Below are 26,123 nucleotides of genomic sequence, written 5' to 3'. Positions count from 1 at the left end.
CCAGTATCAGATCGTCACCTGACGGAGATGCCCTCGATGACTGCCACATCCGTTTCTTCCACCGCGCCCGACGCCCGTAATCCAGGTCAGCCATGTGGGTGCACACGCTGTTGAGGAAGTGACGGTCGTGAGAAATGATGATCATCAGGCTGGAGCGCTGGGTCAGGATGTTTTCCAGCCAGCGAATGGTGTTGATGTCCAGGTGGTTGGTCGGTTCGTCGAGCAACAGCACTTCAGGATCGGAGAACAGCGCCTGGGCCAGCAACACGCGCAGTTTCCAGCCCGGCGATACTTCGCTCATCGGGCCGTTGTGCTGCTCGATGCCGATGCCCAGACCGAGCAACAGCTCACCGGCACGGGATTCGGCGGTGTAGCCGTCCATTTCGGCGAACTCGGTTTCCAGCTCGGCGACAGCCATGCCGTCTTCTTCAGTCATTTCCGGCAGCGAGTAGATGCGATCGCGCTCGGCCTTGACCTTCCACAGCTCTTCGTGACCCATGATCACGGTGTCGATGACGGTGAAGTCTTCGTAGGCGAACTGGTCCTGGCGCAATTTACCCAGACGCACGTTCGGCTCGAGCATTACCTGGCCGCCGGACGGCTCCAGGTCGCCGCCGAGGATCTTCATGAAGGTGGACTTGCCACAGCCATTGGCGCCGATGAGGCCATAGCGATTGCCACCGCCGAATTTGACCGAAACGTTCTCGAACAGCGGCTTGGCGCCAAACTGCATGGTGATGTTAGCTGTGGAAATCAATTACCTTACCTATTAATGATTTGCGGGTTGCTGGATGTGACCGTGGGCCAATCCTGAGACATTTCCGAGTTTTTCCATTTCCTCCCAGTCGCCGCTGGAGCTGAGCCAGCGCGCATATGTCGAGAGCAGCATCTGGACCGGGCGTCCGAGCTGTTGGGCGATAAAGGAGGGATTCGTTCCAGACATTGCGCGTAGTGTCGCATAAGTATGACGACAGTTGTATGGCGAACGCTGGAACAAATGTCTGGAGGACCTGTCAGCTAAATGCGTGAAGGTGGCTCTGCGCTGGGCTCTGTACTGGCCAGAGTCGCTTGAATCTCCCTGTGATCATTTCTGGAATTGACTATGTTGAATAAATGGAATTTACCCTCCGCCACGAACCGATTGATGAAACAAGCCGCGCTAAGTCTGACTCTGGGGCTGGCCGTATCAATGACCGTTGGCGTCACGGCCGCTCTGGCGGCCTCACCGCCTGCAGAGGCGCAGAGCAGTTACACCGCCCAGCAAGTCTCGATGCTAGGGGGCAAGCTTTCAGTCAACGTACCGGCCGGGTTTGTCAAAGATCCCACGCCGATCGACCCTAGAGCGACTGCCCTGGGCATGACCGGCGCCAACTACCTCAACAAAGCAGAAAAAAGCGTGCTGATTACCGGGCAGGTTCCCCTTGCGACAGCCGTCGACTCCGACAACGACGAAACCGCCTTGAACGGTCTGCTGACCGGCACGGCGCTGCAACAACGTACCGATTACCAGGACTATAAAAAACTGGGGGAAAAAAGCATCGTTAAAGCCAGTGGGTTGGGCTTGCGTCAGCTCGATGCCTCATTCATTGCGGGCGGCAAGCCGATGCTCGCGACTACCGTGGCCGCTGCTTCTGGTACACAGTCCGCAGTCGTCACAGTGATCACCAACGCGGACAACCCCAAAGGCCACGCTGCACTTGTGAAAACTGTTACCGGGGAGTGAGTAAAGGCCATCGCTGGCGCTCACGAGCCAGGACGCCACGTCACCGATGAGGTGACGTGGCCTGATGAGGATGGATAATCGAGAGCGGCAATGACCCCGCCGAACTGCATCACCTGCTCAAGCGTGCTCGACCTGCGTCCTGACTTTGTTCACCGTGCTGTAATGGGAGAACACGATGCAGCCGATCAGTCGGGAGAACAGGCCCAGGGTTTCGACCAGGTCGGGGTTTTCAAAGGTGCTGGCTTTGGAATCAAGCAGGCACAGCGCGCCGAACAGTTGGCCGTCGGGCAGGCTGATCGGTACGCCGATGTAGCTCTCGATCGCGTATCGCTTGACCACCGGGCGACCCGCATAGCGCTCGCTCTGGCTGATGCTGGGGATGATCAGCGCCTTCGGGTTTTCGATCAGCTCGTTGCACAGGGTGGTTTCCAGCTCCAGCACTTCGCCTTCCTGGATACCGATGTGAATTTCATCATAGACCGCGCAGGCGACCCACTCGGCGTCGGTGAACTTGGCAATGCCGGCGAAGCGCATGCCGGTCAGCCGGGTCACGAGCCTGAGGATGTTCGTCGTCGCTTCAACCTCGGCGATCGCCGAACGCTCTGCAATGGTCAGCAAATCCGGGCAGAGCAGGGAATCCAAAGCCATTGTCGGCTCCATATCGATGTGTAGTGGCGTACTGGCCTGGGCCATGCATAGGGCGCAGATTAGCATTTTGTAGGGCAAGCGTATCTTCCGCTCGGCATGCTGCGACCATTTGTCATGGGGCACACGAGCCCAAGGCGCGGGTGGCCGCTGTCAAAGTTGGTGGGTAAAGCGCTGCACCGCCCCAACAACTTGCCGCGCGCCTTCCTGAATTTCCACGATCACGCTGCCGGCCTGGTTGGCCAGCGACAGGCCCTGTTCGGCCTGGACCCGCGTGCTGCCCATGTCCTTGACCACGTCATCCACCAGTTTCTGGTTCTGTTGCACCACGGCGACGATTTCTTCGGTCGCGGTGCTGGTGCGCCCGGCCAGTTGACGCACTTCATCGGCGACCACGGCAAAGCCACGGCCTTGTTCACCGGCGCGGGCGGCTTCGATGGCGGCGTTGAGGGCCAGCAAATTGGTTTGTTGGGCGATGCCGCCGATGGTTTGCACGATGGTGCTGATCAACAGCGACTGCTTGCCCAGCGCTTCCATGCCATGGGAGGCGGAAAGCATCTGGTCGGCGATGCCGTTCATGGTTTCCACGGTGTTGTTGATCACCGCCGCGCCGCGCTGCGCTGAAACATCGGTGCGCTGGGAAATCTCGAATGCGGTGCCCGCAGCGATGCTGATGTCCGCCTCGCGGCGTACCTGATCAGTGATGACGGTGGCGAATTTCACCACTTTATAAAGCTCGCCCTGGGTATCGTGCACCGGGTTGTAGGTCGCTTCGAGCCAGACCTCTTCGCCCCGGCTGTTGATGCGCTTGAACCGGTCGGCGACGAACTCCCCATTGTTCAGGCGTTTCCAGAACGCTTTGTAATCTTCGGTACCGGCAAACTTCGGGTCGCAGAACAGGCTGTGGTGCTTGCCGAGTATCTGATCCTGGCTGTAGCCCATTTCCTTGAGGAAAGACTGGTTGGCTTTCAGCACGTGGCCGCCGAGGTCGAATTCGATGACCGCTGTCGAGCGCAGCAGGGCGTTGATGAACGACTCGTTTTCCCGGGCCTTGTTGATTTCGTTGGTGACGTTGGTCGCCAGGCATTTAAGTGCGAAGAGGCGACCTTGCTCATCCTTCAACGGTGACCAGGTGGCGTGAATCCAGATCAGAGAGCCATTCTTGCTGATGAACCGGTAGTCGTCGGTCACTGCCGTGCCGCTGGTGGCTGCCGCCTTGAAGTTGCGGAAGCACGGCAGGGTCGCCACATAGGAGGGCACGAACTGGGCAATGGGCTTGCCGACCAGTTCGTCGTGGGCGTAACCGATTGCTGCGCAGAACTTGCCGTTCGCGTCCGTGATGCGCAGGTCGGAATCCACTGTCAGCGACAGCATTTCCTGCATGAGGGCGTCGTGAAAATTTTTAAGTGTGACCAGCTCCGAGCTCAGTGTGGACACTTGCTTTTTGATTTTGGAATTAAACATCTGCCGCTCCTTGGATGTGCTCACTTAAATGTCGGCGTCCGAATGCCGAAATTAAGCCCGGTCGTCAGAATGTTTATAGATCATGGGCGGGCAGAAGGAAGGGGCTGACAAGGAATTTTGGACAAGAAAAAGCCCGCGATGGGGGGTGCGGGCTTAAAGTCAGTCTTGGAGGAGCAAATGAAGCCTACCGCCCTCGATGTGAAAAACCTGTGAACGCCTCTCAACAACAGCTAATAAATAGCGTTGGTCAGAAACGCCTTCACGATGGACTTCGCCGCCGGGCTGACTTTCTGATCGCCCAGCTCTTTGCTGGTGAACCACTTGCAGTCGGCGATTTCGTTGTGGGGGGCAGGGGTGGCGATCATCGTGACCGATACTTCGAACACGTGATGCAGCACGGTGCCGCCTTCAAAGCGTGTGATGTACGCCAGGTCTTCGAGAATCAGCCCGGTCTCCTCACGTAATTCGCGGGCAGCCGCCTGCGCAGGCGATTCATCGGCCTCAACCTTGCCGCCCGGCAGGTTCCAGCGGGCATTGGATTTGCGCACGTAGAGGATCTGGTTGTCCCTGCGGCAAATGACTGTGGCTCGTTCTTTCATTGGCGTTCCTCCAGCGTGAAACCCGTAAAAGCGCCTGCCGTCCGTGCATGTTTATACGGTTGTCACAAAACCTTCATAAAGACGTTTGAAGCAGTAACGGTGCCAATGTTCCCTTGACCCACATAAATCGGCCGGTATTTAAAAAACCATAGCTCGGTTGAGAGGCGTTTCGGGACAACCGGCCCAACGGCGTGCCGTGCGCGTGGGGTGAGCATGCCGAGAATACAAAATGCCACTACTTAAATGACGCGCTGATTGGGTTCTGCACCAGGCGAATCGTGCCCTTGGCGCGATGAGCGGTCCATCGGCACAACCGTGATGCGCGTTATTGGAGCGAGACGCCCATCGATGGGGCCCGTTGCTCATTGCGTGGGGTGATCCGTAGCGCTTCGGCCTGTTGGCCTGCGCGAGGTTTAACCCTGCTCGCACCCGCCTTTGAACCCATGTGATTGAAAACGCCGGCGATTTTTGCGGCTTCTTTTCCCGCCCGACTCTGTGGCACACTTTCTGCTGTCTATTCCGTTGTGGCACACAGCGTTCCGCTATAGCGGAATAAATACCATCGGCGGAGTTTCTCTCATGCGGCGCGGATCCCTTTCTTTGAAAGCTTGTGCATTGGCCCTGATAACGGCAGCAACGTTTGCAACAGCGGCGCACGCCGCCGACAGCAAGCTTGACAGCGTCCTGCAGCGCGGCCATCTGATCGTGGGTACGGGCAGCACCAATGCCCCGTGGCATTTCCAGGGCGCAGACGGCAAGTTGCAGGGTTTTGATATCGACATCGCGCGCATCGTCGCCAAAGGTCTGTTCAATGACCCGAGCAAGGTCGAGTTCGTGGTCCAGTCTTCCGACGCCCGGATCCCGAACCTGTTGACGGATAAAGTCGACATGAGCTGCCAGTTCATCACGGTCACCGCCAGCCGCGCCCAGCAGGTGGCGTTCACCCTGCCTTACTACCGCGAAGGCGTCGCGCTGCTGCTGCCGACCAACAGCAAGTACAAGGAAATCGACGACCTGAAAGGCGCCGGCGATGGCGTCACCGTGGCCGTGTTGCAAAACGTCTACGCCGAAGAGCTGGTGCATCAGGCGCTGCCCAAGGCGAAGGTCGATCAGTACGACAGCGTCGATCTGATGTACCAGGCCATCAACTCCGGTCGTGCCGATGCGGCGGCCACCGATCAGTCGTCGGTGAAATACCTGATGGTGCAGAACCCCGGTCGCTATCGCTCGCCCGCGTTCGCCTGGAGCCCGCAGACCTACGCCTGCGCCGTCAAACGTGGTGATCAGGACTGGCTGAACTTCGTCAACACTGCCCTGCATGAAGCCATGACCGGGGTTGAATTCCCGATGTATGCCGAGTCCTTCAAGAAGTGGTTCGGCGTGGACCTGCCGACCCCTGCGATCGGTTTCCCGATGGAATACAAATAACCCGCGTCGCTCACTGAAGGGGGCGAGGACGGCCGTGGTGCCGTCCCGTCCCAGGGACTGCTGACCATGAATTATCAGCTGAATTTTGCAGCGGTCTGGCGGGATTTCCCCAGTCTGCTGGCAGGGCTGGGGCTCGGTCTGGAACTGGCCCTGATCTCCATCGCCATCGGGTGCGTGATCGGCATGATGGCCGCGTTTGCGATGCTGTCGCGCTACCGGGCCCTGCGCATCGTGGCGTCGGTTTACGTCACCGTCGTGCGCAACACGCCGATTCTGGTGCTGATCCTGCTGATCTACTTCGCCTTGCCAGGGCTCGGTATTCGGCTGGACAAGATCCCGTCGTTCATCGTCACCCTGTCGCTGTATGCCGGGGCGTACCTGACCGAAGTGTTTCGCGCAGGCTTGTTAAGCATTCACAAGGGCCAGCGCGAAGCAGGGCTCGCGATCGGCCTCGGCGAATGGCAGGTGCGTGCGTACATCGTGGTCCCGGTAATGCTGCGCAACGTGCTGCCGGCGTTGTCGAACAACTTCATTTCGCTGTTCAAGGACACGTCCCTGGCCGCCGCCATCGCGGTGCCGGAACTGACCTATTACGCGCGCAAGATCAACGTCGAGAGCTACCGGGTGATTGAAACCTGGCTGGTGACCACGGCGCTGTATGTCGCGGCCTGTTACCTGATTGCCATGCTGCTGCGTTACCTCGAGCAGCGTCTGGCGATTCGCCGCTAGGAGCCCCGGACCATGTACGAACAACCCAGTTGGTTGCATGAATTGTGGATTGCCCGGGAGGCGCTGTGGGCGGGGTTTCTCACCAGCGTGCAGTGCGCGGGCCTGGCGATCGTGTTCGGGACGGTGATCGGCGTGTTCGCCGGGCTGATCCTGACCTACGGCAAATGGTGGGCGCGCCTGCCGTTTCGCGCCTACGTCGATCTGATTCGAGGCACTCCCGTGTTTGTCCTGGTGCTGGCCTGCTTCTATATGGCGCCGGCGCTGGGCTGGCAGATCGGCGCGTTCCAGGCCGGTGCGTTGGGGCTGACGCTGTTTTGCGGCTCCCACGTCGCCGAGATCGTGCGCGGTGCCTTACAGGCCATACCCCGCGGGCAGCTGGAAGCCGGAAAGGCCATCGGCCTGACATTCGGCCAGTCCCTCAGTTACGTCCTCTTGCCTCAAGCGTTACGGCAGATATTGCCGACCTGGGTCAATTCGTCGACGGAGATCGTCAAGGCCTCGACCCTGCTCTCGGTGATCGGCGTGGCTGAGCTGCTGCTCAGCACTCAGCAGGTGATCGCGCGCAACTTCATGACCCTTGAGTTTTACCTGTTCGCCGGCTTTCTCTTCTTCGTCATCAACTACGCCATCGAGCTTCTTGGGCGGCAAATCGAAAAACGGGTGGCCCTGCCATGACACAGACTCAAACTGCACCTGCCGCCCCGGCTCTGTTGAGCATCGAAGGGCTGCACAAATCCTATGGCCCGGTCGAAGTGCTCAAGGGCGTCGACCTGAAGATGAACAAAGGCAACGTGGTCACGCTGATAGGCTCCAGCGGCTCGGGCAAAACCACGCTGCTGCGTTGCGTCAATCTGCTGGAAGAGTTTCAGGGCGGGCACATTCGTCTCGAAGGTCAGGACATCGGCTACAGCGACGTCAGTGGCAAGCGCGTTCGCCATCCTGAAAAGCTCATCGCCCGGCACCGGGCGATGACCGGGATGGCGTTTCAGCAGTTCAACCTGTTCCCGCACCTGACAGCTCTGCAGAACGTCACCCTCGGCCTGCTCAAAGTGAAGAAGCTGCCCAAGGATCAAGCCATCGCACTGGCCGAAAAGTGGCTGGAGCGTGTCGGCCTGCTGGAGCGGCGCAATCACTTTCCTGGTCAGTTGTCCGGCGGCCAGCAGCAGCGCGTGGCGATTGCCCGGGCCATTGCGATGAACCCCAGCCTGATGCTGTTCGACGAAGTCACCTCGGCCCTGGACCCGGAGCTGGTGGGTGAGGTGCTCAGCGTGATCAAGGGCCTGGCCGAAGAGGGCATGACCATGCTGCTGGTGACCCACGAGATGCGCTTCGCCTATGAGGTGTCCGATCAGATCGTGTTCATGAACCAGGGCCGCATCGAAGAACAGGGCCCGCCCAAGGCATTATTCGAACAACCCAAGTCAGCGCGTCTGGCTGAATTCCTCAAGAACATTCGTTTTTAAGACGCTCGATCAAAGGAGATTTTCATGAGCATTACTCGTTACGGCGCCGGCAGTACCGCAGGTGGCGGCCAGCCACGTCCCTTCGCCCGCGCCGTCGAAGCCGATGGCTGGCTGCATGTGTCGGGTCAGGTGCCGGCCGAAAACGGTGAGATCATCAACGGCGGGATCGTCGAGCAGACCCACAAGACCCTGCAGAACCTGGTGGCGATCCTGACCGAGGCCGGTTATGGCCTGGAAGACGTGGTGCGCGTCGGCGTGTGGCTGGAAGACCCGCGTGATTTCTGGAGCTTCAACAAGGTCTTCGGCGAGTACTTCTCCCCGGAACACGCCCCGGCCCGCGCCTGCGTGCAGGCCAACATGATGGTCGACTGCAAGGTCGAGATCGATTGCATTGCCTACAAGAAGAAGGCGTAAGTAAAGTCAGGCACGCATCCTTGTAGGAGCGCGCTTGCCCGCGATTGCGATGTGTCTGCAAACGAATTATTGCCTGACCCACGGCAATCGTCCGGATGCGGCCCAGACCAAGCGCGCTCCTACAGCCAGTGCCATGCCTGTAAATTGCGCGCCAGGAATTAACCGCCTCAATGGACAACCCCCACCATGACCGAAGACACCATCAAACGCCGGGCCCGTGGTTTAGACCGGGCGTTCGATATTCTCGATTTTCTCAAGGAAACCGGCACGCCGTTGCGGCCAAACGAGATCGCCAGCGGCATCGACAGCCCCAAATCGACGGTGTATGAGCTGGTCAGTTCGCTGCTGGAGCGGCGCATTCTCGAGACCGTCGGCAAAGACGGCCATGTGTACCTGGGCCGGCAGTTGTACTTCCTCGGGCAGGCGCATCTGCGCCATTTCGACTTCACCCGCGAGGCTGAAGTCAGCCTGGGTGAGATCGTCGAGCAGACCCGGGAAACCGCGCAGATGTGCCTGCTTAACGGGCGTAAATACACCGTTGCGCTGATGAAAGAGGGCGCACGGCATTTTCGTATTTCGTCGGACATCGGCGAGGACGCACCGATTCCGTGGACGGCCTCGGGCCGTCTGCTGCTCGGGCACCTCACCGATCAGGCGATCATCGACCTGATCGACGACGAGGATTTCATCCTCCCGGACGGCAAGCGCCTGCCGATCGAGACGTTTCTGGCCGAGATCCGCAAGGCCCACGACGACGGCTTCTTTTCCTTCGACAGCATCGCCGACACCTTCACCCATTGCTTCGCCGCCCCGGTGCGGGACAAACAGGGTATCTGCATCGCGACCCTGTGCATCGTCGCCCCGCGGGCCGACGCCACGGCCCACTACGACCATTACCGGCGTGTGCTGATCGACAGCGCCAACGGCCTGGCCCGGCGCGTCATCGAATAGCCTCGCCGCACACACGAACAAAAAATTTCAGGGGAACAGAGATGAGCATTGCCGCGATTGAAAAGGGCGCCACGCAACCCGGCGACCACCTGGTGCGCGACGTCAGCCTGCCCGCGCTGGTGATCCACGACACGGCGCTGGAGCACAACCTGCGCTGGATGCAGAAGTTCGTCAGCGACAGCGGTGCCGAGCTCGCGCCCCACGGCAAGACCAGCATGGTGCCGGCGCTGTTTCTGCGGCAGTTGCAGCATGGCGCGTGGGGCATGACCCTCGCCACGGCAGTGCAGACCCGCGCGGCCTATGCCCACGGCGTGCGTCGGATACTGATGGCCAACCAACTGGTCGGCGCACCAAACATGGCGATCATCGCCGAGATGCTCACTGACGGCATATTCGACTTTCACTGCATGGTCGATCACCCGGACAACGTCAAGGCGCTCGGCGAGTTCTTCGCCGCCAAGGGCCTGAACCTGAATGTGATGATCGAGTACGGCGTGGTCGGTGGACGCTGCGGCTGCCGCAGTGAATCCGACGTCATGGCTCTCGCCGAAGCCATCGCGGCACAACCGGCGCTGAAGCTGACCGGCATAGAAGGCTACGAAGGCGTGATCCACGGCGACCAGGCCGTGAGCGGTATTCGTGCGTTTGCTACATCGCTGGTGCGGCTGGCCGTGACGCTGCAGGACAAGGGCGCGTTTGCGCTGGAGCGCCCGATTGTCACGGCCTCAGGCTCGGCCTGGTACGACCTGATCGCCGAAGAATTCGACAAACAGCAGGTGCGCGAGCGTTTCCTCAGCGTGCTGCGCCCCGGCAGTTACGTGGTCCACGACCACGGCATCTACAAAGACGCACAATGCTGCGTGCTCGACCGCCGCCACGACCTCAGCGAAGGCTTGCGGCCGGCGATGGAAGTCTGGGCCCACGTGCAGTCGATGCCCGAGCCGGGTTTTGCGGTGATTGCCATGGGCAAGCGCGACGTGGCGTTTGACGCCGGCATGCCCAACCCGATAAAGCGCTACGCGCCGGGGTCGGTGCCGGCGATTGGCGAGGACGTCAGCGCTTGCAAGGTCACAGCGGTAATGGACCAGCACGCGTTCATGACCGTCGCGGCCGGTTGCGATTTGAAGGTCGGCGATATCATTTCGTTTGGCACCTCGCACCCGTGCCTGACCTTCGACAAATGGCGCACGGGTTGCCTGGTCGGCGATGACCTGCGCGTCATCGAATCCTTCGATACCTGCTTCTGACAGGAGTCTGCGATGAGTGAAATGGTCAGTCACAGCTATCCGCGCGTCGCGCTGATCGGCGAATGCATGATCGAGTTGCAACAGCACGCCAACGGCACGCTCAAGCAGAGCTTCGGCGGCGACACGCTGAACACCGCGGTGTACCTGTCGCGCCTGCTGGGTTCGGCGGCGCAGGTGGATTACGTCACGGCGCTGGGCGACGACAGTTTCAGCGACGCCATGTGCCAGGTCTGGACGCAAGAGGGCATTGGCCTGAGTCGGGTACAGCGCTTGCCGGGGCGACTGCCGGGTCTGTATTGCATTCAGACCGACGCCAATGGCGAGCGGCGCTTCCTGTACTGGCGCAACGAGGCAGCGGTCCGCGAATGCTTCACCACCCCGGCGGCCGAGCCGGTGCTGGCCGCGCTGCCGGATTACGACGTGCTGTATTTCAGCGGCATCACCCTGGCGGTGCTGGGTGAAACGGGCAGGGCGCGGCTGTTGTCGACCCTTGGCGATGCCCGGGACCGTGGCGCGCGGGTGGTGTTCGACAACAATTACCGCCCGCGCTTGTGGCGCAGCGTTGAGCAAGCGCGGCAGGCCTATCGCGCGGTCATGCACGAAGTGGATCTGGCCCTGCTCACCGAGGAAGACGAGCAGGCATTGTTCGATTACGCCGACGGCGATCAGATTTTGCAGACCTATCGGGACTTGGGCGTCAGCGAGGTGGTGGTCAAGCGCGGTGCCCAGAGCTGTCTCGTCAGCGTCGATGATCGGCGCTATGAGGTGCCTGCCCATGCCGTGCAGAAAGTCATCGACACCACGGCAGCGGGGGATTCGTTTAGCGCGGCCTATCTGGCCCGGCGTTTAAGGGGTGGCAGCCCGAAAGATGCGGCCGACGCCGGGCATCAACTGGCGAGCCTGGTGATTCAGCACCCGGGGGCGTTGATCCCGAGGAGTGTGATGCCGGTCTGAAGAAGCCCATTATGTCCACGCGTACTCTGTGGGACCGGCTTTAGCCGGGAAGGCGTCGGGTGTCACACCGCGAAATCGAGGGTGTGCATTCGGGCATCTTCCCGGCTAAAGCCGGTCCCACAAGGGGGCCGCGTTTCTTCAGCTGGCCCTTACCACCCATCCCACTGAATGCACGCCATGCTTTAGTGGGACCGGCTTTAGCCGGGAAAGGGCCCGGGAGATCGCTGCCAGGGTTGCGGCTGTACCCCTCAATCCCGATAAAAGACCTGCACCAAGTGATACCCGAACTTGCTTTTGACCGGACCATGCACGGTCCGCAACGGCTTTTTGAAGATCACCTGGTCAATCGCGCCGACCATCTGACCCGGCCGTACCTCACCCAGGTCGCCGCCGCGCTTGCCGCTCGGGCAGGTCGAATATTTCTTCGCCAGCACGTCAAACGCCTCGCCTTTGGCAATGCGCTGCTTCAGTTGCTCGGCTTCTTCAGCGGTCTTGACCAGAATGTGGCGGGCTTGGGCTTTCATGATGTGCAGGACGTCTCGATAAAAAAGCCGCGCATTATGCCTTTGCTGCGCGATTTCGGGTAATTTCCCACACATTGACCGGACGAACGTGTAAATCGGCGCTCAGACAGGCCTGACCCGGCTACTTAGACAGCCCTGACCCGGCCAGTCAAACATCCCTGACCCGGAGCGTTAAAGAGCGCGAACGTTAAAACCGGCCGAAGGTCGACACACTGTAGGCCTGCTGTCTCCTCAAATCTCTTGTGTGGTGTTGCCTTATGGATTTTCCGGCGTTGTTGAAAGTGCTTGCCACCCAGGATGGATCGGACCTCTACCTGTCCACCGGCGCGCCCCCTTGCGCCAAGTTCAATGGCGTGCTCAAGCCGCTGGGTACTGAAGCGTTCAAGCCCGGTGACGTCGCGGTGATTGCCAACGGCATCATGGATGCCGAGCAGCGCGTGGATTTCGAACGCGAGCTGGAGATGAACCTGGCGTTCTCCCTGTCCGGTGTCGGGCGATTCCGGATCAATATCTTCAAGCAGCGCAACGAAGTGTCGATCGTGGCGCGCAACATCAAGCTCGACATCCCCAAATTCGAAGACCTGCACCTGCCACCGATCCTGCTCGATGTGATCATGGAAAAGCACGGCCTGGTGCTGTTCGTTGGCGCCACCGGTTCGGGTAAATCGACCTCGCTCGCCGCGCTGATCGATCACCGCAATCGCCACGCCAGCGGCCACATCATTACCATCGAAGACCCGGTGGAGTTCATCCACAAACACAAGCGCTCGATCATCAATCAGCGCGAAGTGGGCGTCGACACGCGGAGCTTCCACGCGGCACTGAAGAACACGCTGCGTCAGGCGCCGGACGTGATTCTGATCGGTGAGATCCGCGACCGCGAGACCATGGAGCACGCCCTGGCGTTTGCCGACACCGGCCACCTGGCCATCTCGACGCTGCACGCCAACAACGCCAACCAGGCGCTGGACCGCATCATCAACTTCTTCCCCGAAGAGCGCCGCCCTCAGCTGTTGCATGACCTGGGCAACAACCTCAAGGCGTTCGTCTCCCAGCGGCTGGTCAAGACCACCGACGGCAAGCGCCGTGCGGCAGTGGAGGTGATGCTGGGCACGCCGACGATTCGTGACCTGATCCACCGCAACGAGCTGACCGAGCTCAAGGGCATCATGGAGAAGTCCACCAACCTGGGCATGCAGACCTTCGACAACGCGCTGTATGACCTGGCGGTGGAGGGCGCGATCACCGAAGACGAAGCCCTGAAAAACGCCGACTCGGCCAACAACGTGCGCCTGCGGTTGAAATTGCACAGCGAGGACGGGCCATCGACCATCGCCACCGCGCCGCGTGCGCCCCAGCCTGCCGCGCAGGTGAACGTCAAGGATTGGGGCCTGGTGGATGAGCGGGACGAACCGGGGAATTGAAAGATAAGTCTCGCGGCCTGCTGCGCGGCAAGCGGAAGATCACCCACGATCCGTAGGAGCCGGCTTGCTGGCGAACGCGGCGGGTCATTCACATTTTCGTATCTGACACACCGCCTTCGCCAGCAAGCCGGCTCCTACAGACCACGCATCAGCCAGCAATTGCCTGTGCCCGGGAGGCATTCGACAGAGCTGGCGCCTACCGCGCCAACCACCCCCCATCGATATTCCACGCCGCACCACGCACCTGCGCGCCCGCTTCACTGCACAGAAACAACGTCAGCTCACCCAGCTGCGAAGGCGTCACGAATTCCAGCGATGGCTGCTTCTCCGCCAGCAAGTCATGCTTGGCCTGTTCCAGGTCGCCAGTCTCGGCGGCGCGGTCATCGATCTGCTTCTGCACCAGCGGCGTCAGCACCCAGCCCGGGCAGATGGCGTTACAGGTGACGTGACTGGCCGCCGTCTCCAGCCCGACCACCTTGGTCAGACCAATGACGCCGTGCTTGGCGGCCACATAGGCTGCCTTGCCCGTCGAACCCACCAGGCCATGCACCGAGGCAATGTTCACGATTCGCCCCCAGCCCTTGGCACGCATGGCCGGCAGGCATAACCGCGTGGTGTGAAACACCGACGACAGGTTGATGGCGATGATCTTGTCCCAGCTCTCCACCGGGAAATCTTCCACCGCATCAACGTGCTGGATCCCCGCGTTGTTGACCAGGATGTCGACGCCGCCGAATTCGCGCTCGGCATAGGCAATCATGTCGGCGATCTGCGCCACATCACTGACGTCCGCGGGATGATGGCCGACCTTCCCGCCGTACTGTTTGACCTGTTCGATCACGGCCGACGCATCGCCGAAGCCGTTGAGCACCAGGCTTGCGCCGGCCTTGGCCAGCGTCAGCGCGATGCCCAGGCCGATGCCGCTGGTGGAGCCGGTGACCAGTGCGGTTTTGCCTTGCAGACTCATGTTCAATTCCTCATACGATGCCGGTTGCATAGAAAACGCCGATCACCACGAACACCGCCAGGGTCTTGATGATGGTGATGCCGAAGATGTCCTTATAGGCTTCGCGGTGGGTCAGGCCGGTGACCGCCAGCAGGGTGATGACCGCGCCATTGTGCGGCAGCGTGTCCATGCCGCCACTGGCCATGGCCGCGACGCGGTGCAACACCTCCAGCGGAATGTTCGCCGCGTGGGCCGCCGCGATAAAGCTGTCGGACATCGCCGCAAGGGCGATGCTCATGCCCCCGGACGCCGACCCGGTGATGCCGGCGAGCAGCGTCACGGTAATCGCTTCGTTGACCAGCGGATTGGGAATGCTCTTAAGCCCGTCGGCCAGCACCAGGAATCCCGGCAACGAAGCAATCACAGCGCCAAAACCGTATTCCGACGCCGTGTTCATCGCCGCCAGCAGGGCACCGCTGACTGCACCCTTGGTGCCCTCGGCCAGCTTGGATTTCACCGTCCTGAAAGCGAACACCAACACAAAGACGATGCCCACCAGCAACGCCGCTTCCACGGCCCAGATCGCGGTGATTTTGGCGATGTCGGTCTGCACCGGCGTGGCCATGCCCGGCAGCGCCAGGGTGTGAGTCTTGCCGTACCACTGGGGAATCCACTGTGTGAACAGCAGGTTCATGACGCCCACCAGCAACAGCGGCGCCAATGCGATCCACGGGTTGGGCAGCGCGATGTCGGCCGGAGTGTCCGGCTCGTTGCGCAGTTCGGAGCCGTAGCCTTCGCCCGCACGTTGAGCCCGGTTGCGCTGGCGCTGCAGAAACAGCATGCCGGCGCTGAACACGAACGCCGTGCCGATCAGACCCAGCCACGGCGCAGCCCACGCCGTGGTGTTGAAGAAGGTCGACGGGATGATGTTCTGAATTTGCGGCGTGCCGGGCAGGGCGTCCATGGTGAACGAGAATGCACCCAGGGCGATGGTCGCCGGAATAAGACGCTTGGGAATGTTGCTCTGACGGAACATCTCGGCGGCGAACGGGTAGACCGCAAACACCACCACGAACAACGACACGCCGCCGTAGGTCAGCAGCGCGCAGACCAGCACGATCACCAGCATCGCCTGGCGTGTACCCAGCAGGCGAATGGCAGCCGCCACGATGGAGCGCGAGAAACCGGACAGCTCGATCAGCTTGCCGAACACGGCGCCGAGCAGAAACACCGGGAAGTAGAGTTTGACGAAGCCGACCATCTTGTCCATGAACACGCCGGTGAAGGCGGGCGCTACGGCAGAGGGATCGGTGAGCAGTACGGCGCCGAGGGCCGCGATGGGGGCAAAGAGGATGACGCTGTAACCCCGGTAGGCAGCCAGCATCAGCAGCGTAAGCGCCGCTAAAGCGATGATCATACTCATCGAGTGTCTCCTGTTGTTTTTGTTTTGGGTGCGGCGAGGCCGCGCAACAGGAGGTATAGCTACTTTCGTGCCATTGCGCTAACTGGCTGATTCTTAAGCGATTTGTCCAATGTTGCTGAGGGGTGAATTTTGTTCCGTCCCAACAATGAGACTGTCGCGGCACGATCAAGGGGTGCTAAAGGCTGACTCTTCCAGGCCGAAACCGCTCTGGAACAGGCCTCCTAAAGGTTGATCCCGGATCGTAGACAATAAGTCTCTTTATTGAGACTCGACGATCCCCAGCGCGGCCATCTTCTTGTACAGCGTCGAACGCCCCAACCCCAATTGCCGAGCCGCGAGAATCACGTTACCCGCGCACTGCGCCAGCTTCGCCTGAATCAGCTCTCGGTCGAAATGCTGCCTGGCCTCGCTGTAGGTCTGATCATTGGACGCTGACCACGCCGCCACTGGAGGGCTGGCGACCGGTACCAGCGTGCCGATGGCGGCGCGGATGTCGGCGGGGCTGAGTTGCAGATCGTCGCCGAGCAGCGCGGCACGCTCCAGCACGTTACGCAGCTCACGGATATTGCCCGGCCAGGCGTGTTGAGCGAGGGCCACCACAGCAGCGGGCGCCAGTTCGTGATGGCTGTGGAGGTCCTCGAGAATCGCTTCGGCCAGCGCTGGAATGTCATCCAGACGCTCGCGCAATGGGGGCACTTTTATGGGCAATACACTCAGCCGGTAATACAGGTCGGCGCGAAACTCGCCCCGCTTGATCGCCGCTTCGAGGTCGGTGGAGGTCGCGGCGATCACCCGCACATCGCTTTTGATCATCACGTTGGAGCCCACCGGCTCGTACTCTTTTTCCTGCAGCACGCGCAGCAGCTTGCTCTGCAGCGGAAGGGGCATGTCGCCGATCTCGTCGAGAAACAGGGTGCCGCCCTCGGCCAGGTGCAATTTGCCGTTGCGCCCCTTGCGGTCGGCGCCGGTGAACGCACCCGGGGCCGTGCCGAAGAACTCCGCCTCCAGCAGCGCCTCGGGGATGGCAGCGCTGTTGATGCTGATGAAGGGTTTGTGCGCCCGTGGCGAGCTGTTGTGCACGGCGTGGGCGAGCAACTCCTTGCCGGTGCCGGTCTCGCCGAGCAGCAACACCGGGGAATCGGTACTGGCGCTGCGACGTGCGCGGCGTTTGACTTCCAGGCTGGCGGCGCTGGTGCCAATGAAGTGAGCAAAACTGTATTTGGCCTGGCGTGCGCGCAGCAGCGAGCGGGTAGAAGCCAGCTCTTGCTGCATGCTCGAATAGCGTTTGAGCAGCGGCGACAGGGCATGCAACTCATCGAACAGCGCAAAGCCGATGGCACCGATCACCGCGCCGCCGTCGTCGTGGATCGGAAGGCGCATGACTACCAGCGGGTCCTTCGCCGTGTCCATCATGTCCAGCAAAATCGGCTGTCCGTTGCTCGCCACCTGCCGCAGCAGGCTACCGGGAATCACTTGCTCACACGGCTGACCCACCGCGCGGCTCGGGTCTTCGAGGCCAAAACGACGGGCGTAGCGCTCGTTGATCCAGACGATGCGGGCGTCGCGGTCAACGATGACCGTGCCTTCACTGGACTGCTCGATGATCTCGAACAGCGAACGGATTGCCAGTCGCCGAACGCGCCGGTAATCCTTCAGGCTTTCGTTGTCGTTCATGTGCGGTTCCATCCTTCCTGTTCCTCGGCATCTGGCCGCACAGACTACTGTTTGGTAAGCGCGTCAATTGAAACCGGGGTGCGCCGCCGCCAGCAATTCCCGGGTGTAGGGATGCTGCGGCGCATCGAATACGTCGTGGCTCGCGCCGCGCTCGACCACTTTGCCGTCCTTGACCACGATCAGGTCATGGGCCAGCGCCTTGACCACGGCCAGGTCGTGGCTGATGAACAGGTAGGTCAGGCCGTGCCGTTCCTGCAATTGACGCAGCAACGCGACGACCTGCTTTTGCACGGTGCGGTCCAGCGCAGAGGTCGGTTCGTCGAGCAATATCAAGGCAGGTTTGAGCACAAGGGCGCGGGCAATGGCGATGCGTTGACGCTGCCCCCCGGAAAACTCATGGGGGTAGCGGTGCCGGCTCGACGGGTCGATGCCGACTTCCTCCAGCGCGCGAATCACTTCGGCCTCGCAACTGGCCTTGTCCAGGTCGCTGTGAACTTCCAGGCCCTCGCTGATGATCTGTGCCACCGACATGCGCGGGCTGAGGCTGCCATAAGGGTCCTGGAACACCACCTGCATCTGCTTGCGCCATGGGCGCATCTGCTTCTGATTCAGGCTGTCCAGCCCATGACCCTTGAAGCGGATACTGCCACGGGATTCCAGCAAGCGCAGGATGGCCTGACCAAGTGTCGACTTGCCCGAGCCGGATTCGCCGACGATGCCCAGGGTTTTGCCGCGCTCGATGCTCAGGCTGATGTCGTCGACGGCTTTCAGGTATTCGTGGTGCCGGTTGAAAATTCCGCCGCCGAGGGAGAACCAGACGCGCAGGTTATCAACCTCCAGCACCTTCTCGCGGGTGTCGCGGGGCAACGGCTCGCCCGCCGGTTCGGCGTCCAGCAGCAAACGGCTGTAAGGGTGTTGTGGGTTCTTGAACAGCGACTGGCAGTTGGACTGCTCGACGATTTCCCCGGCGCGCATGACGCACACCCGCTGGGCAATGCTGTGCACCAGATTCAGGTCGTGACTGATCAGCAACAGCGACATGTTCAGCCGTTGCTGCAGCTGTTTGAGCAGCAGCAGGATCTTGCGCTGCACCGTCACATCCAGCGCCGTCGTGGGCTCATCGGCAATCAGCAGTTCCGGCTCGCAGGCCAGGGCCATGGCGATCATCACCCGCTGGCGCTGGCCGCCGGACAATTCGTGGGGGTAGGCCTTCAGGCGCTTTTTCGGGTGCTGAATGCCGACCAGCTCCAGCAGCTCGATGATCCGCGCCTGGGCCGCCTTGCCCGCCAGGCCTTTGTGCAGCAATAAGGTCTCGCCGATTTGTCGGGACACCGTGTGCAGCGGGTTGAGCGAGGTCATCGGCTCCTGGAAGATCATCGCGATCTGATTGCCCCGCAGTTCGCGCATGACGTTGCCATCGGCGCCGAGCAACTCTTTGCCGCGATAGCGAATGCTGCCGGTGCTCAGCGTGCCGGCCTGGGGCAGCAGTTGCAGGATGGAGTGGGCGGTTACCGATTTGCCCGACCCCGACTCGCCGACCAGTGCCAGGCACTCGCCGGCCGGGATGTCGAGACTGAGATGCTTGACCACGGTGTGGCCGTTGAACGACACCGAGAGGTCGCGGATTTCGATCAGGTTTTCGGACATCTCAGGACCTCGGGTCGAAGGCATCCCGCAGGGCCTCGCCAATAAACACCAGCAGCGACAGTATCAGCGCCAGTGTGAAAAATGCCGTGAAGCCCAGCCACGGCGCCTGCAGGTTCTGTTTGCCTTGGGCGATCAGCTCGCCCAGTGACGCGCTGCCGGCGGGCATGCCGAAACCGAGGAAGTCCAGCGCCGTCAGCGTGGAGATCGCCCCGGTGAGAATGAAAGGCAAGTAACTGAGGGTCGCGTTCATCGCGTTGGGCAGAATGTGCCGCAGGATCACCTTGCGATCACTCAGTCCCAGCGCGCGCGCCGCTTTGACGTATTCCAGATTGCGCCCGCGCAGGAACTCGGCGCGCACCACGTCCACCAGCGCCAGCCACGAAAACAGCGCCATGATCCCCAGCAGCCACCAGAAGTTAGGCTCGACGAAGCCCGACAGAATGATCAGCAGGTACAGCACCGGCAGGCCGGACCAGACTTCCAGCAGACGCTGGCCGATCAAATCCACCCAGCCGCCGTAATAGCCCTGCAATGCGCCGGCAGCGATGCCGATCAGCGCACTGATAAACGTCAATGCCAAGGCGAACAGAATCGACACCCGCGCACCGAAGATGACCCGGGCGAGCACATCCCGGGCCTGATCGTCCGTGCCCAGCCAGTTGATCGAGGAGGGCGGGCTCGGCGCGGGCTTGTTCAGGTCATAGTTGGGTGTGTCATCGCTGAACGGGATCGGCGGAAACAGCATCCAGCCGTCGCCCTTGCTGATCAGCTGGCGCACGTAGTCGCTGCGGTAGTCCGGCTGAAACGGCAGCTGGCCGCCGAATTCCTGCTCCGTGTGGCGCTTGAACGCCGGGAAGTACAGCTCATGCTGATAACTCAGCACCAAGGGTTTGTCGTTAGCAATCAGCTCGCCGCACAGGCTGAGCACGAACAGCCCGCAGAACAGCCACAACGACCACCAGCCCCGGCGGTTATTGCGGAAGCGCTCGAAGCGACGGCGAGCGACCGGAGACAATCTGCGCATCACGCATTCCTCGCGCTGAAGTCGATTCGGGGGTCGACCAGGGTGTAGCAGATGTCCCCGACCAGCTTTATCAGCAACCCGAACAGCGTGAAGATGAACAGCGAACCGAACACCACCGGATAGTCCCGGGACACCGCAGCTTCGTAACTCATGCGGCCGAGGCCATCGAGGGAGAAGATCACTTCGATCATCAACGAACCGGCAAAGAACACACTGATGAATGCCTGGGGAATGCCGGCAACGATCAGCAGCATGGCGTTGCGGAACACGTGGCCGTAGAGGACGCGCCGCTCGCTCAGCCCTTTGGCGCGGGCGGTGACCACATACTGGCGGGTGACTTCGTTCAGGAAGGAGTTTTTGGTCAGAATGGTCAGCGTCGCGAAACCGCCGATCACCAGTGATGTCACCGGCAACACCAGGTGCCAGAAGTAGTCGGCGATCTTGCCCAGGGTGCTCAGTTGATCAAAGTTCTCGGACACCAGCCCGCGCACCGGGAACCAGCTCAGCGACGTGCCGCCGGCGAACAGCACCACCAGCAGCATGGCGAACAGAAAGGCCGGCATCGCGTAGCCGATGATGATGGCCGTGCTGCTCCAGATATCAAAGTGGCTGCCGTGCTTGACCGCTTTACGGATGCCCAGCGGGATCGACACCAGGTAGGTGATCAGCGTTGCCCACAGCCCCAGCGAGATGGACACCGGCATCTTCTGCAGGATCAGGTCCGTGACCTTGGCGCCGCGAAAGAAGCTGTTGCCGAAATCCAGTTGCGCGTAGTTCTTCAGCATCAGCCACAAACGCTCATGCAGGGGCTTGTCGAACCCGTATTGGTGCTCGATCTCCTTGATCAGCTTGGGATCGAGCCCGCGACTGGCCCGGGACTGACCGGCGTTCATGGTTTCGGTGTGGCCGGCGCCAATCGTGCCGCCCGCGACGCCTTGCAGCTTGGCGATGGCTTGTTCCACCGGGCCGCCGGGCGCGGCCTGCACGATGAAGAAGTTGACCAGCAGAATGCACAGCAGCGTCGGAATGATCAGCAGCAGGCGCCTCATCAGGTAGCCGAGCATTACTTGACCTCCGAGGGGATGGCCGAAGCGCCCCGTTGCTGGGCGAACTCTTCGTTGGTCAGTGCCTGGGGGCTGACTTCCCACCAGGTGTCGATGGCCTCACTGTTGCTGGCCTGCACCTTGGGAATGCCGAAGCGGTTCCACCACACCGTGGAAGAGCCGGGCGGGTAATAGTTGGGAATCCAGTAGAAGCCCCATTGCAGCACCCGGTCCAGGGCATGGGCGTAATCGATCATCGCCGGCTTGCTGTCGGCTTTGGCCAGGCCCTCGATCAGGGTGTCAACGGCCGGGTCGCGCAAGACCATGTAGTTGCTGGACCCGGGATCGGTGGCGACCTTCGAGCCGAAGTTGTTGTACAGCTCCATGCCCGGGGAGGTCGAAACGCCGTAGCCGGTGACGATCATGTCGTAATCCCGGGCCATGACCCGGTTCAGGTACTGCGCCGAGTCGATGCGGCGGATCTCGAAATCGATGCCGATCTGCGCCAGATTGCGCTTGTACGGCAACAATATTTTCTCGAAGCCGCTCTGACCGTTGAGGAAGGTAAAACTCAACGGTTCGCCCTGGGCGTTGACCAGCTTGTCACCCTGGGGCATCCAGCCTGCTTCTTCGAGCAACGCCAGGGCTTGCAGTTGTTTGTCGCGGATGAAACCGCTGCCATCGGTTTTCGGGGTATGGAATACCGTGGTGAAGACTTCCGGCGGCATCTGACCGCGCAGTGGCTCGAGGATCTTCAGCTCGGACGCGGTGGGCAATGCCGTCGCCGCCAGGTCGCTGTTGGAGAAGTAGCTGTTCTGGCGTACATAAACGTTGCGCATCATCTGTTTGTTGGTCCATTCGAAATCCCACAGCATCGCCAGCGCCTGACGCACGCGGCGGTCCTGAAACTTCGGGCGGTCCAGATTGAATATAAATCCCTGTGAGCTCTGCACGGCGCCCTTGGCCAGGTGCGCCCGCTGCAGACGGCCTTCGGTCAAGGCCGGGCTGTCATAGCCGATGGAATAGCCGGTGGCGGAATATTCGCGGTTGTAGTCGTAACCGCCACCGCGCAGCACCTGACGGGCGACGTCGGTGTCGCCGAAGTACTCGACGCTGAAGTGATCGAAGTTGTACTGGCCGCGATTGACCGGCAAGTCCTTGCCCCACCAGTCTGGGTTGCGTTCGAAGGTAACGCTGCGACCCGGGTCGACCTTGCCGATGCGATACGGGCCGCTGCCCACCGGAATCTCGAAGCCGCCGCCGTTGGCGAAGTCGCGGTCCTTCCACCAATGCTCGGGGAACACCGGCAGCGAGGCGAGATCCAGCGGCAGGGTGTGGCTTTCGTTGCTCTTGAAGTCAAAACGGATCTGCGTCGGCGACTCGACCTCCACGCCTTTGACGTCTTGAAACTCGGTGCGGTACGACAGGCTGCCCTGTGTCATCAGCAGGTTGTAGGTGAAGCGCACGTCTTCGGCGGTGATGGCCGAGCCGTCGGAAAATTTGGCCTTGGGGCTCAGGTAGAAACGCAATGACATGCCGTCGGGGGCACGTTCCATTTTCTCTGCGATCAGGCCATACACAGTGTACGGCTCGTCCAGCGACTTCACCGCCAGCGGCGAGTACAGCAATCCATTGACCTGGGCGACGCCGGTGCCTTTGTCGAGGTACGGCATGATGTGGTCGAACTGACCGATTTCCTGCGCCGAGCGGCGCATGCTGCCACCTTTCGGGGCGTCGGCATTCACGTAATCGAAGTGTCCGAAATTTGCCGGGTAGCGCGGCGCCTCGCCGTAAACGGTCAACGCGTGTTGAGGGGCGGCGGACAGAACCTGAAAACCTGAAACGAGAACGAGTGTTGCAACCATCAGCGATGACAAAACAAAACGCATTGCACGAATCCTGACTGACATTGGTGACCAATATCAGGGTTGAAGGTCATGACGGCGCGGGTGGCCGGTCCGGTTTTTTTATTGATTACCCCGGTGGCAAGGTACCGCAAAGCCGGGCTCTTTGTAACCGGACAATGCTGCACTGGAGCAAGGATCCCATAAACAAACGGCCCGCTTTCAAGGGCGGGCCGTTCGTGCAGCAGCGCGGGGGATCAGTCCTGGCGGCTGGTCACTTCCAGCAGGTGGTAACCGAACTGGGTTTTCACCGGGCCCTGGACAACGTTCACCGGTGCGCTGAACACCACGGTGTCGAATTCCTTGACCATTTGACCCGGGCCGAAGGAGCCGAGGTCGCCGCCTTGACGGCTGGACGGGCAGCTGGAGTTGGATTTTGCGACTTCGGCAAAATCAGCGCCGCCTTCGATCTGTGCTTTGAGTTCGTTGCACTTCTCTTCGCTGGATACGAGGATGTGGCGGGCAGTGGCTTTGGCCATTTGAGTGACTCCTGTGAAAAAAAGAAACGAGCGTACTCGAATAAGTGCCGCGTTTCCCGAGAAAGTTCAGGCGCCTTTGTCTGGTCGTGACCGATGACATCGTCGGTTAAAGACCTTTGCTGAACAGGAGGGCAGCGTGGTCCACATACAGCTTCACCGGATCGACCTGCTTGCGCACCAGGCCGGCACTCTGATTGATGGAGTCCACGTGGTCCATGGGGTAGTCGGAGCGGATCACCTTGCCCAGATGGGAGCTGAAGCGGCCGACCAGGCCGTCATTGGACGCGGCTTCCTTTTCGAATAGCAGCGCGTAACTGCGCAGCGCCAGGTGCAGCGGGTCTAGCGCATTGCGGCCTTCGGACAATAACGAACCGTCGATGCAGCCGCTCCAGGAGTAATAGTGAACGCCGTTGACCCGTTCAGCGCCTTCACCGCCCCACGTCGAGGGCAGCCCTTGGGAATACTTGCGATTAAATGCGGCTACGCCGTCGGTGGTCAGCGCATCCAGTGCCTGAATCGGGTCTTGAGGGAGCGCCGAGTTACCACTCAGTAGCGCAAGGAAGTGGGCAAAACCTGCGGTCAGCCGCGATGCCACCGCTTCAGGCATCTGCCCGGGCGTCAGCGCCCGACGCACCCGGTCGGCCACTTCCGAACCGTGATTGGGGCCGCTCACGGAAGTGACCGACGCCACGATATCCGGACGCAACGCAGCGGCATAGCGGGAGGTCAGCGCGCCCTGGCTGTGTCCGATCAGGTTGACTTTCAGGTAACCGGTGCGGCGCAGAAAGCGTTCGATCTGATCGATCAACTGCTCGCCGCGGGTTTCGTTGTCGTGGACGCCGGACAGCGCCGGCACGTGAACCCTGCAGCCGGCTTTCTCCAGTGCCTGGGGGATGCCGTGGAACATGTCCACCTTGCCGATCCGGTTAAAACCAAACAGGCCGTGGATCAGCAAAATCGGATACTTGGTGGTGACGTCCTGGTACATGCCGATCATTCCTTCGATATAAAAGAAGGATCGAGCTTAACCAGCGCAAATCATGGGCGGAGGGCCCGGCGGGGTATGGCGAAGGGCCGGTTGGTAAAGAGTGCGGAGAGCGTTGCGCCGCTGTAGACCTTGTGTGCCGGGGAGGCTGGAAAAGGCGCTGGCGGTTTGGTGCAAACGCGTCGGGTGCGAGAGACGATTTCCCACGATGGGCGTCTTCACGGTGACGGACCGTTGCTGACAACGACGACGATTCTTAGGGAAACCGGAGACATGACTGCCACCGGCTTCCTGTTTGCAAACGTTACTGCAAACGTTACTGCACAACTTACCTGTAGCGCCTTACCTTTAGCGCAGTTTGTTCACGGCGTCGCGCAGCAGACGCTCGGTGGAATCCCAGCCCAGGCACGCGTCCGTCACCGACACGCCGTATTTAAGGGAAGCACTCAGCGGCTGGCAGCCTTCGAACACATGGCTCTCCAGCATCATGCCGATCAGTGTCCGGTCGCCGGCCAGTCGTTGCTGCAGCACGTCGTTGAAGACCGCCGGCTGGCGCAGCGGATCCTTGCCGCTGTTGGCGTGACTGCAATCGACCATGATGCGCGCGGCCATGCGGTGCGTCGCCAGGCTGGCATTCACCGCTGCAACGCTGGCGGCGTCGTAGTTGGGACCGCCGTGACCGCCGCGCAGCACGATGTGGGTGTCGGGATTGCCCGACGTTTCGATAATCGCCGGATGGCCGTGGGAGTCCATGCCGAAATGGCGATGAGCGTGGGCCGCCGAGCGGATCGCGTCGCACGCCACGGAAATGCTGCCGTCGGTGCCGTTCTTGAAGCCGGTGGGCACGCCGAGGCCGCTGGCCATTTCCCGGTGGATCTGCGATTCGGTGGTTCTCGCGCCAATGGCCACCCAGCTCAAGACGTCATCGAAGTAGCCTGCCGCCATCGGTTGCAACAACTCCGTGGCGACCGGCAAGCCAAGGCGGACCATGTCACGCATCAACTGCCGCGACAGGGCGAGGCCTTCGGCCATGTCGTCACTGCCGTCCAGCGCGGGATCGTACGCCAGGCCTTTCCAGCCAACCGTGGTGCGCGGCTTCTCGACGTAGGCGCGCATCACCAGCAGCATCTGGTCGCTGACCTCGGCAGCCAGGCGCGCCAGGCGCTCGGCGTAGTCGAGGGCGGCGTGGGGATCGTGGATTGAGCACGGGCCGACAACGACCAGCAGGCGGGAATCTTCACCGTTGAGAATGGCGTGAATCGACTGGCGATGGGCAGCGACCTGTGCGGTCGAGGCAGCATCCAGCGGCAGCTGATGTTTCAGCGCGAACGGTGTTGGCAGGCGTTTCGGGGCAGGGCGGCTGTCACTTAGTGTGACGGCGCCGGACGGCAGATCGATGAGGGTGTTGCTGACGACGGGCGAATTCATGTGCT

24 protein-coding genes and 3 pseudogenes are annotated in these 26,123 nt (G+C 61.2%); 10 read left to right on the top strand and 17 right to left on the bottom strand.

Annotation, left to right across the window (positions count from 1 at the left end):
* Both ACQKEN_RS06755 and ACQKEN_RS06750 read right to left on the bottom strand, forming a co-directional pair.
* Positions 1–757 (bottom strand): ATP-binding cassette domain-containing protein (locus ACQKEN_RS06755; protein WP_427684580.1); only part of this gene is annotated, 757 nt, incomplete at its 3' end.
* A 12-nt stretch (positions 758–769) separates the two neighbouring features.
* Positions 770–991: pseudogene (locus tag ACQKEN_RS06750) on the bottom strand (site-specific integrase); the annotation flags it as partial.
* 111 nt (positions 992–1,102) lie between these two features.
* On the opposite strand from ACQKEN_RS06750, the gene ACQKEN_RS06745 reads away from it, so the two are divergent.
* Entirely contained in the window at positions 1,103–1,723 is a 621-nt protein-coding gene (locus tag ACQKEN_RS06745; RefSeq protein ID WP_427684579.1) for a polyribonucleotide nucleotidyltransferase, read from the top strand.
* Between the two features lie 117 nt (positions 1,724–1,840).
* Here the strand turns inward: ACQKEN_RS06745 and ACQKEN_RS06740 are convergent, their stop codons facing one another.
* From ACQKEN_RS06740 to ACQKEN_RS06725, 4 genes and pseudogenes are all read right to left on the bottom strand, one after another.
* Positions 1,841–2,371, bottom strand: a complete 531-nt coding sequence (locus tag ACQKEN_RS06740) for a GAF domain-containing protein (RefSeq protein ID WP_427684578.1) — start codon at positions 2,369–2,371, stop codon at positions 1,841–1,843.
* 150 nt (positions 2,372–2,521) lie between these two features.
* Positions 2,522–2,953: pseudogene (locus ACQKEN_RS06735) on the bottom strand (methyl-accepting chemotaxis protein); the annotation flags it as partial.
* 105 nt (positions 2,954–3,058) lie between these two features.
* A pseudogene (locus tag ACQKEN_RS06730) lies at positions 3,059–3,742 on the bottom strand (PAS domain-containing protein); the annotation flags it as partial.
* Positions 3,743–4,062: 320 nt separating this feature from the next.
* On the bottom strand, positions 4,063–4,431 hold the full coding sequence (locus ACQKEN_RS06725) for an NUDIX hydrolase (protein ID WP_427684577.1): 369 nt from the start codon (positions 4,429–4,431) through the stop codon (positions 4,063–4,065).
* Positions 4,432–5,010: 579 nt separating this feature from the next.
* Between ACQKEN_RS06725 and ACQKEN_RS06720 the strand changes: the two genes are divergently transcribed.
* The 8 genes from ACQKEN_RS06720 (at position 5,011) to ACQKEN_RS06685 (ending at position 11,617) form a co-directional block, all read left to right on the top strand.
* Positions 5,011–5,859 (top strand): transporter substrate-binding domain-containing protein, encoded by an 849-nt coding sequence (locus tag ACQKEN_RS06720; protein ID WP_427684575.1) that lies wholly within the window; start codon positions 5,011–5,013, stop codon positions 5,857–5,859.
* Positions 5,860–5,925: 66 nt separating this feature from the next.
* On the top strand, positions 5,926–6,588 hold the full coding sequence (locus tag ACQKEN_RS06715) for an amino acid ABC transporter permease (RefSeq protein ID WP_427684574.1): 663 nt from the start codon (positions 5,926–5,928) through the stop codon (positions 6,586–6,588).
* A gap of 12 nt (positions 6,589–6,600) precedes the next feature.
* Complete coding sequence (locus ACQKEN_RS06710; RefSeq protein WP_282372235.1) at positions 6,601–7,263, top strand: amino acid ABC transporter permease; 663 nt, start codon at positions 6,601–6,603, stop codon at positions 7,261–7,263.
* Positions 7,260–8,051, top strand: a complete 792-nt coding sequence (locus tag ACQKEN_RS06705) for an amino acid ABC transporter ATP-binding protein (protein WP_427684573.1) — start codon at positions 7,260–7,262, stop codon at positions 8,049–8,051. Before ACQKEN_RS06710 ends, ACQKEN_RS06705 begins: the two co-directional genes overlap by 4 nt.
* Positions 8,052–8,075: 24 nt before the next feature.
* The gene (locus ACQKEN_RS06700) at positions 8,076–8,465 is read left to right on the top strand and encodes a RidA family protein (protein ID WP_133774954.1); all 390 of its coding nucleotides are present in this window, start codon (positions 8,076–8,078) and stop codon (positions 8,463–8,465) included.
* 186 nt (positions 8,466–8,651) lie between these two features.
* Complete coding sequence (locus tag ACQKEN_RS06695) at positions 8,652–9,416, top strand: IclR family transcriptional regulator (RefSeq protein ID WP_427684572.1); 765 nt, start codon at positions 8,652–8,654, stop codon at positions 9,414–9,416.
* A gap of 41 nt (positions 9,417–9,457) precedes the next feature.
* Complete coding sequence (locus ACQKEN_RS06690) at positions 9,458–10,663, top strand: amino acid deaminase (RefSeq protein ID WP_427684571.1); 1,206 nt, start codon at positions 9,458–9,460, stop codon at positions 10,661–10,663.
* Positions 10,664–10,675: 12 nt separating this feature from the next.
* Positions 10,676–11,617 (top strand): sugar kinase, encoded by a 942-nt coding sequence (locus ACQKEN_RS06685; RefSeq protein ID WP_427684570.1) that lies wholly within the window; start codon positions 10,676–10,678, stop codon positions 11,615–11,617.
* Between the two features lie 248 nt (positions 11,618–11,865).
* Here the strand turns inward: ACQKEN_RS06685 and ACQKEN_RS06680 are convergent, their stop codons facing one another.
* Entirely contained in the window at positions 11,866–12,141 is a 276-nt protein-coding gene (locus ACQKEN_RS06680; RefSeq protein WP_037009819.1) for a peptidylprolyl isomerase, read from the bottom strand.
* 257 nt (positions 12,142–12,398) lie between these two features.
* Between ACQKEN_RS06680 and ACQKEN_RS06675 the strand changes: the two genes are divergently transcribed.
* Positions 12,399–13,565, top strand: coding sequence for a PilT/PilU family type 4a pilus ATPase (locus ACQKEN_RS06675; protein ID WP_272634615.1), 1,167 nt, complete (start codon positions 12,399–12,401; stop codon positions 13,563–13,565).
* Positions 13,566–13,761: 196 nt separating this feature from the next.
* On the opposite strand, the gene ACQKEN_RS06670 is transcribed toward ACQKEN_RS06675, so the two are convergent.
* The 10 genes from ACQKEN_RS06670 to ACQKEN_RS06625 form a co-directional block, all read right to left on the bottom strand.
* Positions 13,762–14,532: a 3-hydroxybutyrate dehydrogenase gene (locus ACQKEN_RS06670; RefSeq protein WP_427684568.1), complete on the bottom strand. Its 771-nt coding sequence runs from the start codon at positions 14,530–14,532 to the stop codon at positions 13,762–13,764.
* 10 nt (positions 14,533–14,542) lie between these two features.
* Positions 14,543–15,934 carry a GntP family permease gene (locus ACQKEN_RS06665; RefSeq protein ID WP_427684567.1) on the bottom strand — a complete coding sequence of 464 codons (1,392 nt, stop codon included), beginning with the start codon at positions 15,932–15,934 and terminating at the stop codon, positions 14,543–14,545.
* Positions 15,935–16,192: 258 nt separating this feature from the next.
* Positions 16,193–17,608, bottom strand: coding sequence for a sigma-54 interaction domain-containing protein (locus ACQKEN_RS06660; RefSeq protein ID WP_427684565.1), 1,416 nt, complete (start codon positions 17,606–17,608; stop codon positions 16,193–16,195).
* Between the two features lie 63 nt (positions 17,609–17,671).
* Complete coding sequence (locus ACQKEN_RS06655) at positions 17,672–19,255, bottom strand: ABC transporter ATP-binding protein (protein ID WP_133774968.1); 1,584 nt, start codon at positions 19,253–19,255, stop codon at positions 17,672–17,674.
* A 1-nt stretch (position 19,256) separates the two neighbouring features.
* Positions 19,257–20,279 (bottom strand): ABC transporter permease, encoded by a 1,023-nt coding sequence (locus tag ACQKEN_RS06650; protein WP_065990436.1) that lies wholly within the window; start codon positions 20,277–20,279, stop codon positions 19,257–19,259.
* A complete protein-coding gene (locus tag ACQKEN_RS06645) occupies positions 20,279–21,343 on the bottom strand; it encodes a microcin C ABC transporter permease YejB (protein ID WP_192131888.1) in 1,065 nt (354 codons plus the stop codon). Before ACQKEN_RS06645 ends, ACQKEN_RS06650 begins: the two co-directional genes overlap by 1 nt.
* On the bottom strand, positions 21,343–23,211 hold the full coding sequence (locus tag ACQKEN_RS06640) for an extracellular solute-binding protein (protein ID WP_427684562.1): 1,869 nt from the start codon (positions 23,209–23,211) through the stop codon (positions 21,343–21,345). The genes ACQKEN_RS06645 and ACQKEN_RS06640 overlap by 1 nt, the downstream gene beginning before the upstream one ends.
* A 212-nt stretch (positions 23,212–23,423) precedes the next feature.
* Complete coding sequence (locus ACQKEN_RS06635; protein ID WP_027898593.1) at positions 23,424–23,705, bottom strand: peptidylprolyl isomerase; 282 nt, start codon at positions 23,703–23,705, stop codon at positions 23,424–23,426.
* A gap of 106 nt (positions 23,706–23,811) precedes the next feature.
* Positions 23,812–24,693, bottom strand: coding sequence for an esterase/lipase family protein (locus tag ACQKEN_RS06630; RefSeq protein WP_427684560.1), 882 nt, complete (start codon positions 24,691–24,693; stop codon positions 23,812–23,814).
* A gap of 345 nt (positions 24,694–25,038) precedes the next feature.
* Positions 25,039–26,118, bottom strand: coding sequence for a 3-deoxy-7-phosphoheptulonate synthase (locus tag ACQKEN_RS06625; protein WP_427684558.1), 1,080 nt, complete (start codon positions 26,116–26,118; stop codon positions 25,039–25,041).
* Positions 26,119–26,123: the final 5 nt, after the last annotated feature.

Origin of the sequence: Pseudomonas sp. NPDC078416, assembly GCF_050268485.1 — a bacterium.
Taxonomy (GTDB): Bacteria; Pseudomonadota; Gammaproteobacteria; order Pseudomonadales; family Pseudomonadaceae; genus Aquipseudomonas.
The sequence above is the reverse complement of the archived record's forward strand: the minus strand, read 5'-3'. Positions and strand labels throughout refer to the sequence as shown.

What these genes read in the sequence shown, in the direction of transcription:
- ACQKEN_RS06700 (WP_133774954.1), top strand. Translation starts at nt 8,076, where the DNA reads ATGAGCATTACTCGTTACGGCGCCGGCAGTACCGCAGGTGGCGGCCAG.
- ACQKEN_RS06745 (WP_427684579.1), top strand. Translation starts at nt 1,103, where the DNA reads ATGTTGAATAAATGGAATTTACCCTCCGCCACGAACCGATTGATGAAA.
- ACQKEN_RS06710 (WP_282372235.1), top strand. Translation starts at nt 6,601, where the DNA reads ATGTACGAACAACCCAGTTGGTTGCATGAATTGTGGATTGCCCGGGAG.
- ACQKEN_RS06645 (WP_192131888.1), bottom strand. Translation starts at nt 21,343, where the DNA reads ATGCTCGGCTACCTGATGAGGCGCCTGCTGCTGATCATTCCGACGCTG.
- ACQKEN_RS06660 (WP_427684565.1), bottom strand. Translation starts at nt 17,608, where the DNA reads ATGAACGACAACGAAAGCCTGAAGGATTACCGGCGCGTTCGGCGACTG.
- ACQKEN_RS06705 (WP_427684573.1), top strand. Translation starts at nt 7,260, where the DNA reads ATGACACAGACTCAAACTGCACCTGCCGCCCCGGCTCTGTTGAGCATC.
- ACQKEN_RS06625 (WP_427684558.1), bottom strand. Translation starts at nt 26,118, where the DNA reads ATGAATTCGCCCGTCGTCAGCAACACCCTCATCGATCTGCCGTCCGGC.
- ACQKEN_RS06715 (WP_427684574.1), top strand. Translation starts at nt 5,926, where the DNA reads ATGAATTATCAGCTGAATTTTGCAGCGGTCTGGCGGGATTTCCCCAGT.
- ACQKEN_RS06720 (WP_427684575.1), top strand. Translation starts at nt 5,011, where the DNA reads ATGCGGCGCGGATCCCTTTCTTTGAAAGCTTGTGCATTGGCCCTGATA.
- ACQKEN_RS06655 (WP_133774968.1), bottom strand. Translation starts at nt 19,255, where the DNA reads ATGTCCGAAAACCTGATCGAAATCCGCGACCTCTCGGTGTCGTTCAAC.
- ACQKEN_RS06695 (WP_427684572.1), top strand. Translation starts at nt 8,652, where the DNA reads ATGACCGAAGACACCATCAAACGCCGGGCCCGTGGTTTAGACCGGGCG.
- ACQKEN_RS06665 (WP_427684567.1), bottom strand. Translation starts at nt 15,934, where the DNA reads ATGAGTATGATCATCGCTTTAGCGGCGCTTACGCTGCTGATGCTGGCT.
- ACQKEN_RS06740 (WP_427684578.1), bottom strand. Translation starts at nt 2,371, where the DNA reads ATGGCTTTGGATTCCCTGCTCTGCCCGGATTTGCTGACCATTGCAGAG.
- ACQKEN_RS06675 (WP_272634615.1), top strand. Translation starts at nt 12,399, where the DNA reads ATGGATTTTCCGGCGTTGTTGAAAGTGCTTGCCACCCAGGATGGATCG.
- ACQKEN_RS06635 (WP_027898593.1), bottom strand. Translation starts at nt 23,705, where the DNA reads ATGGCCAAAGCCACTGCCCGCCACATCCTCGTATCCAGCGAAGAGAAG.
- ACQKEN_RS06690 (WP_427684571.1), top strand. Translation starts at nt 9,458, where the DNA reads ATGAGCATTGCCGCGATTGAAAAGGGCGCCACGCAACCCGGCGACCAC.
- ACQKEN_RS06680 (WP_037009819.1), bottom strand. Translation starts at nt 12,141, where the DNA reads ATGAAAGCCCAAGCCCGCCACATTCTGGTCAAGACCGCTGAAGAAGCC.
- ACQKEN_RS06685 (WP_427684570.1), top strand. Translation starts at nt 10,676, where the DNA reads ATGAGTGAAATGGTCAGTCACAGCTATCCGCGCGTCGCGCTGATCGGC.
- ACQKEN_RS06650 (WP_065990436.1), bottom strand. Translation starts at nt 20,279, where the DNA reads ATGCGCAGATTGTCTCCGGTCGCTCGCCGTCGCTTCGAGCGCTTCCGC.
- ACQKEN_RS06670 (WP_427684568.1), bottom strand. Translation starts at nt 14,532, where the DNA reads ATGAGTCTGCAAGGCAAAACCGCACTGGTCACCGGCTCCACCAGCGGC.
- ACQKEN_RS06725 (WP_427684577.1), bottom strand. Translation starts at nt 4,431, where the DNA reads ATGAAAGAACGAGCCACAGTCATTTGCCGCAGGGACAACCAGATCCTC.
- ACQKEN_RS06630 (WP_427684560.1), bottom strand. Translation starts at nt 24,693, where the DNA reads ATGTACCAGGACGTCACCACCAAGTATCCGATTTTGCTGATCCACGGC.
- ACQKEN_RS06640 (WP_427684562.1), bottom strand. Translation starts at nt 23,211, where the DNA reads ATGCGTTTTGTTTTGTCATCGCTGATGGTTGCAACACTCGTTCTCGTT.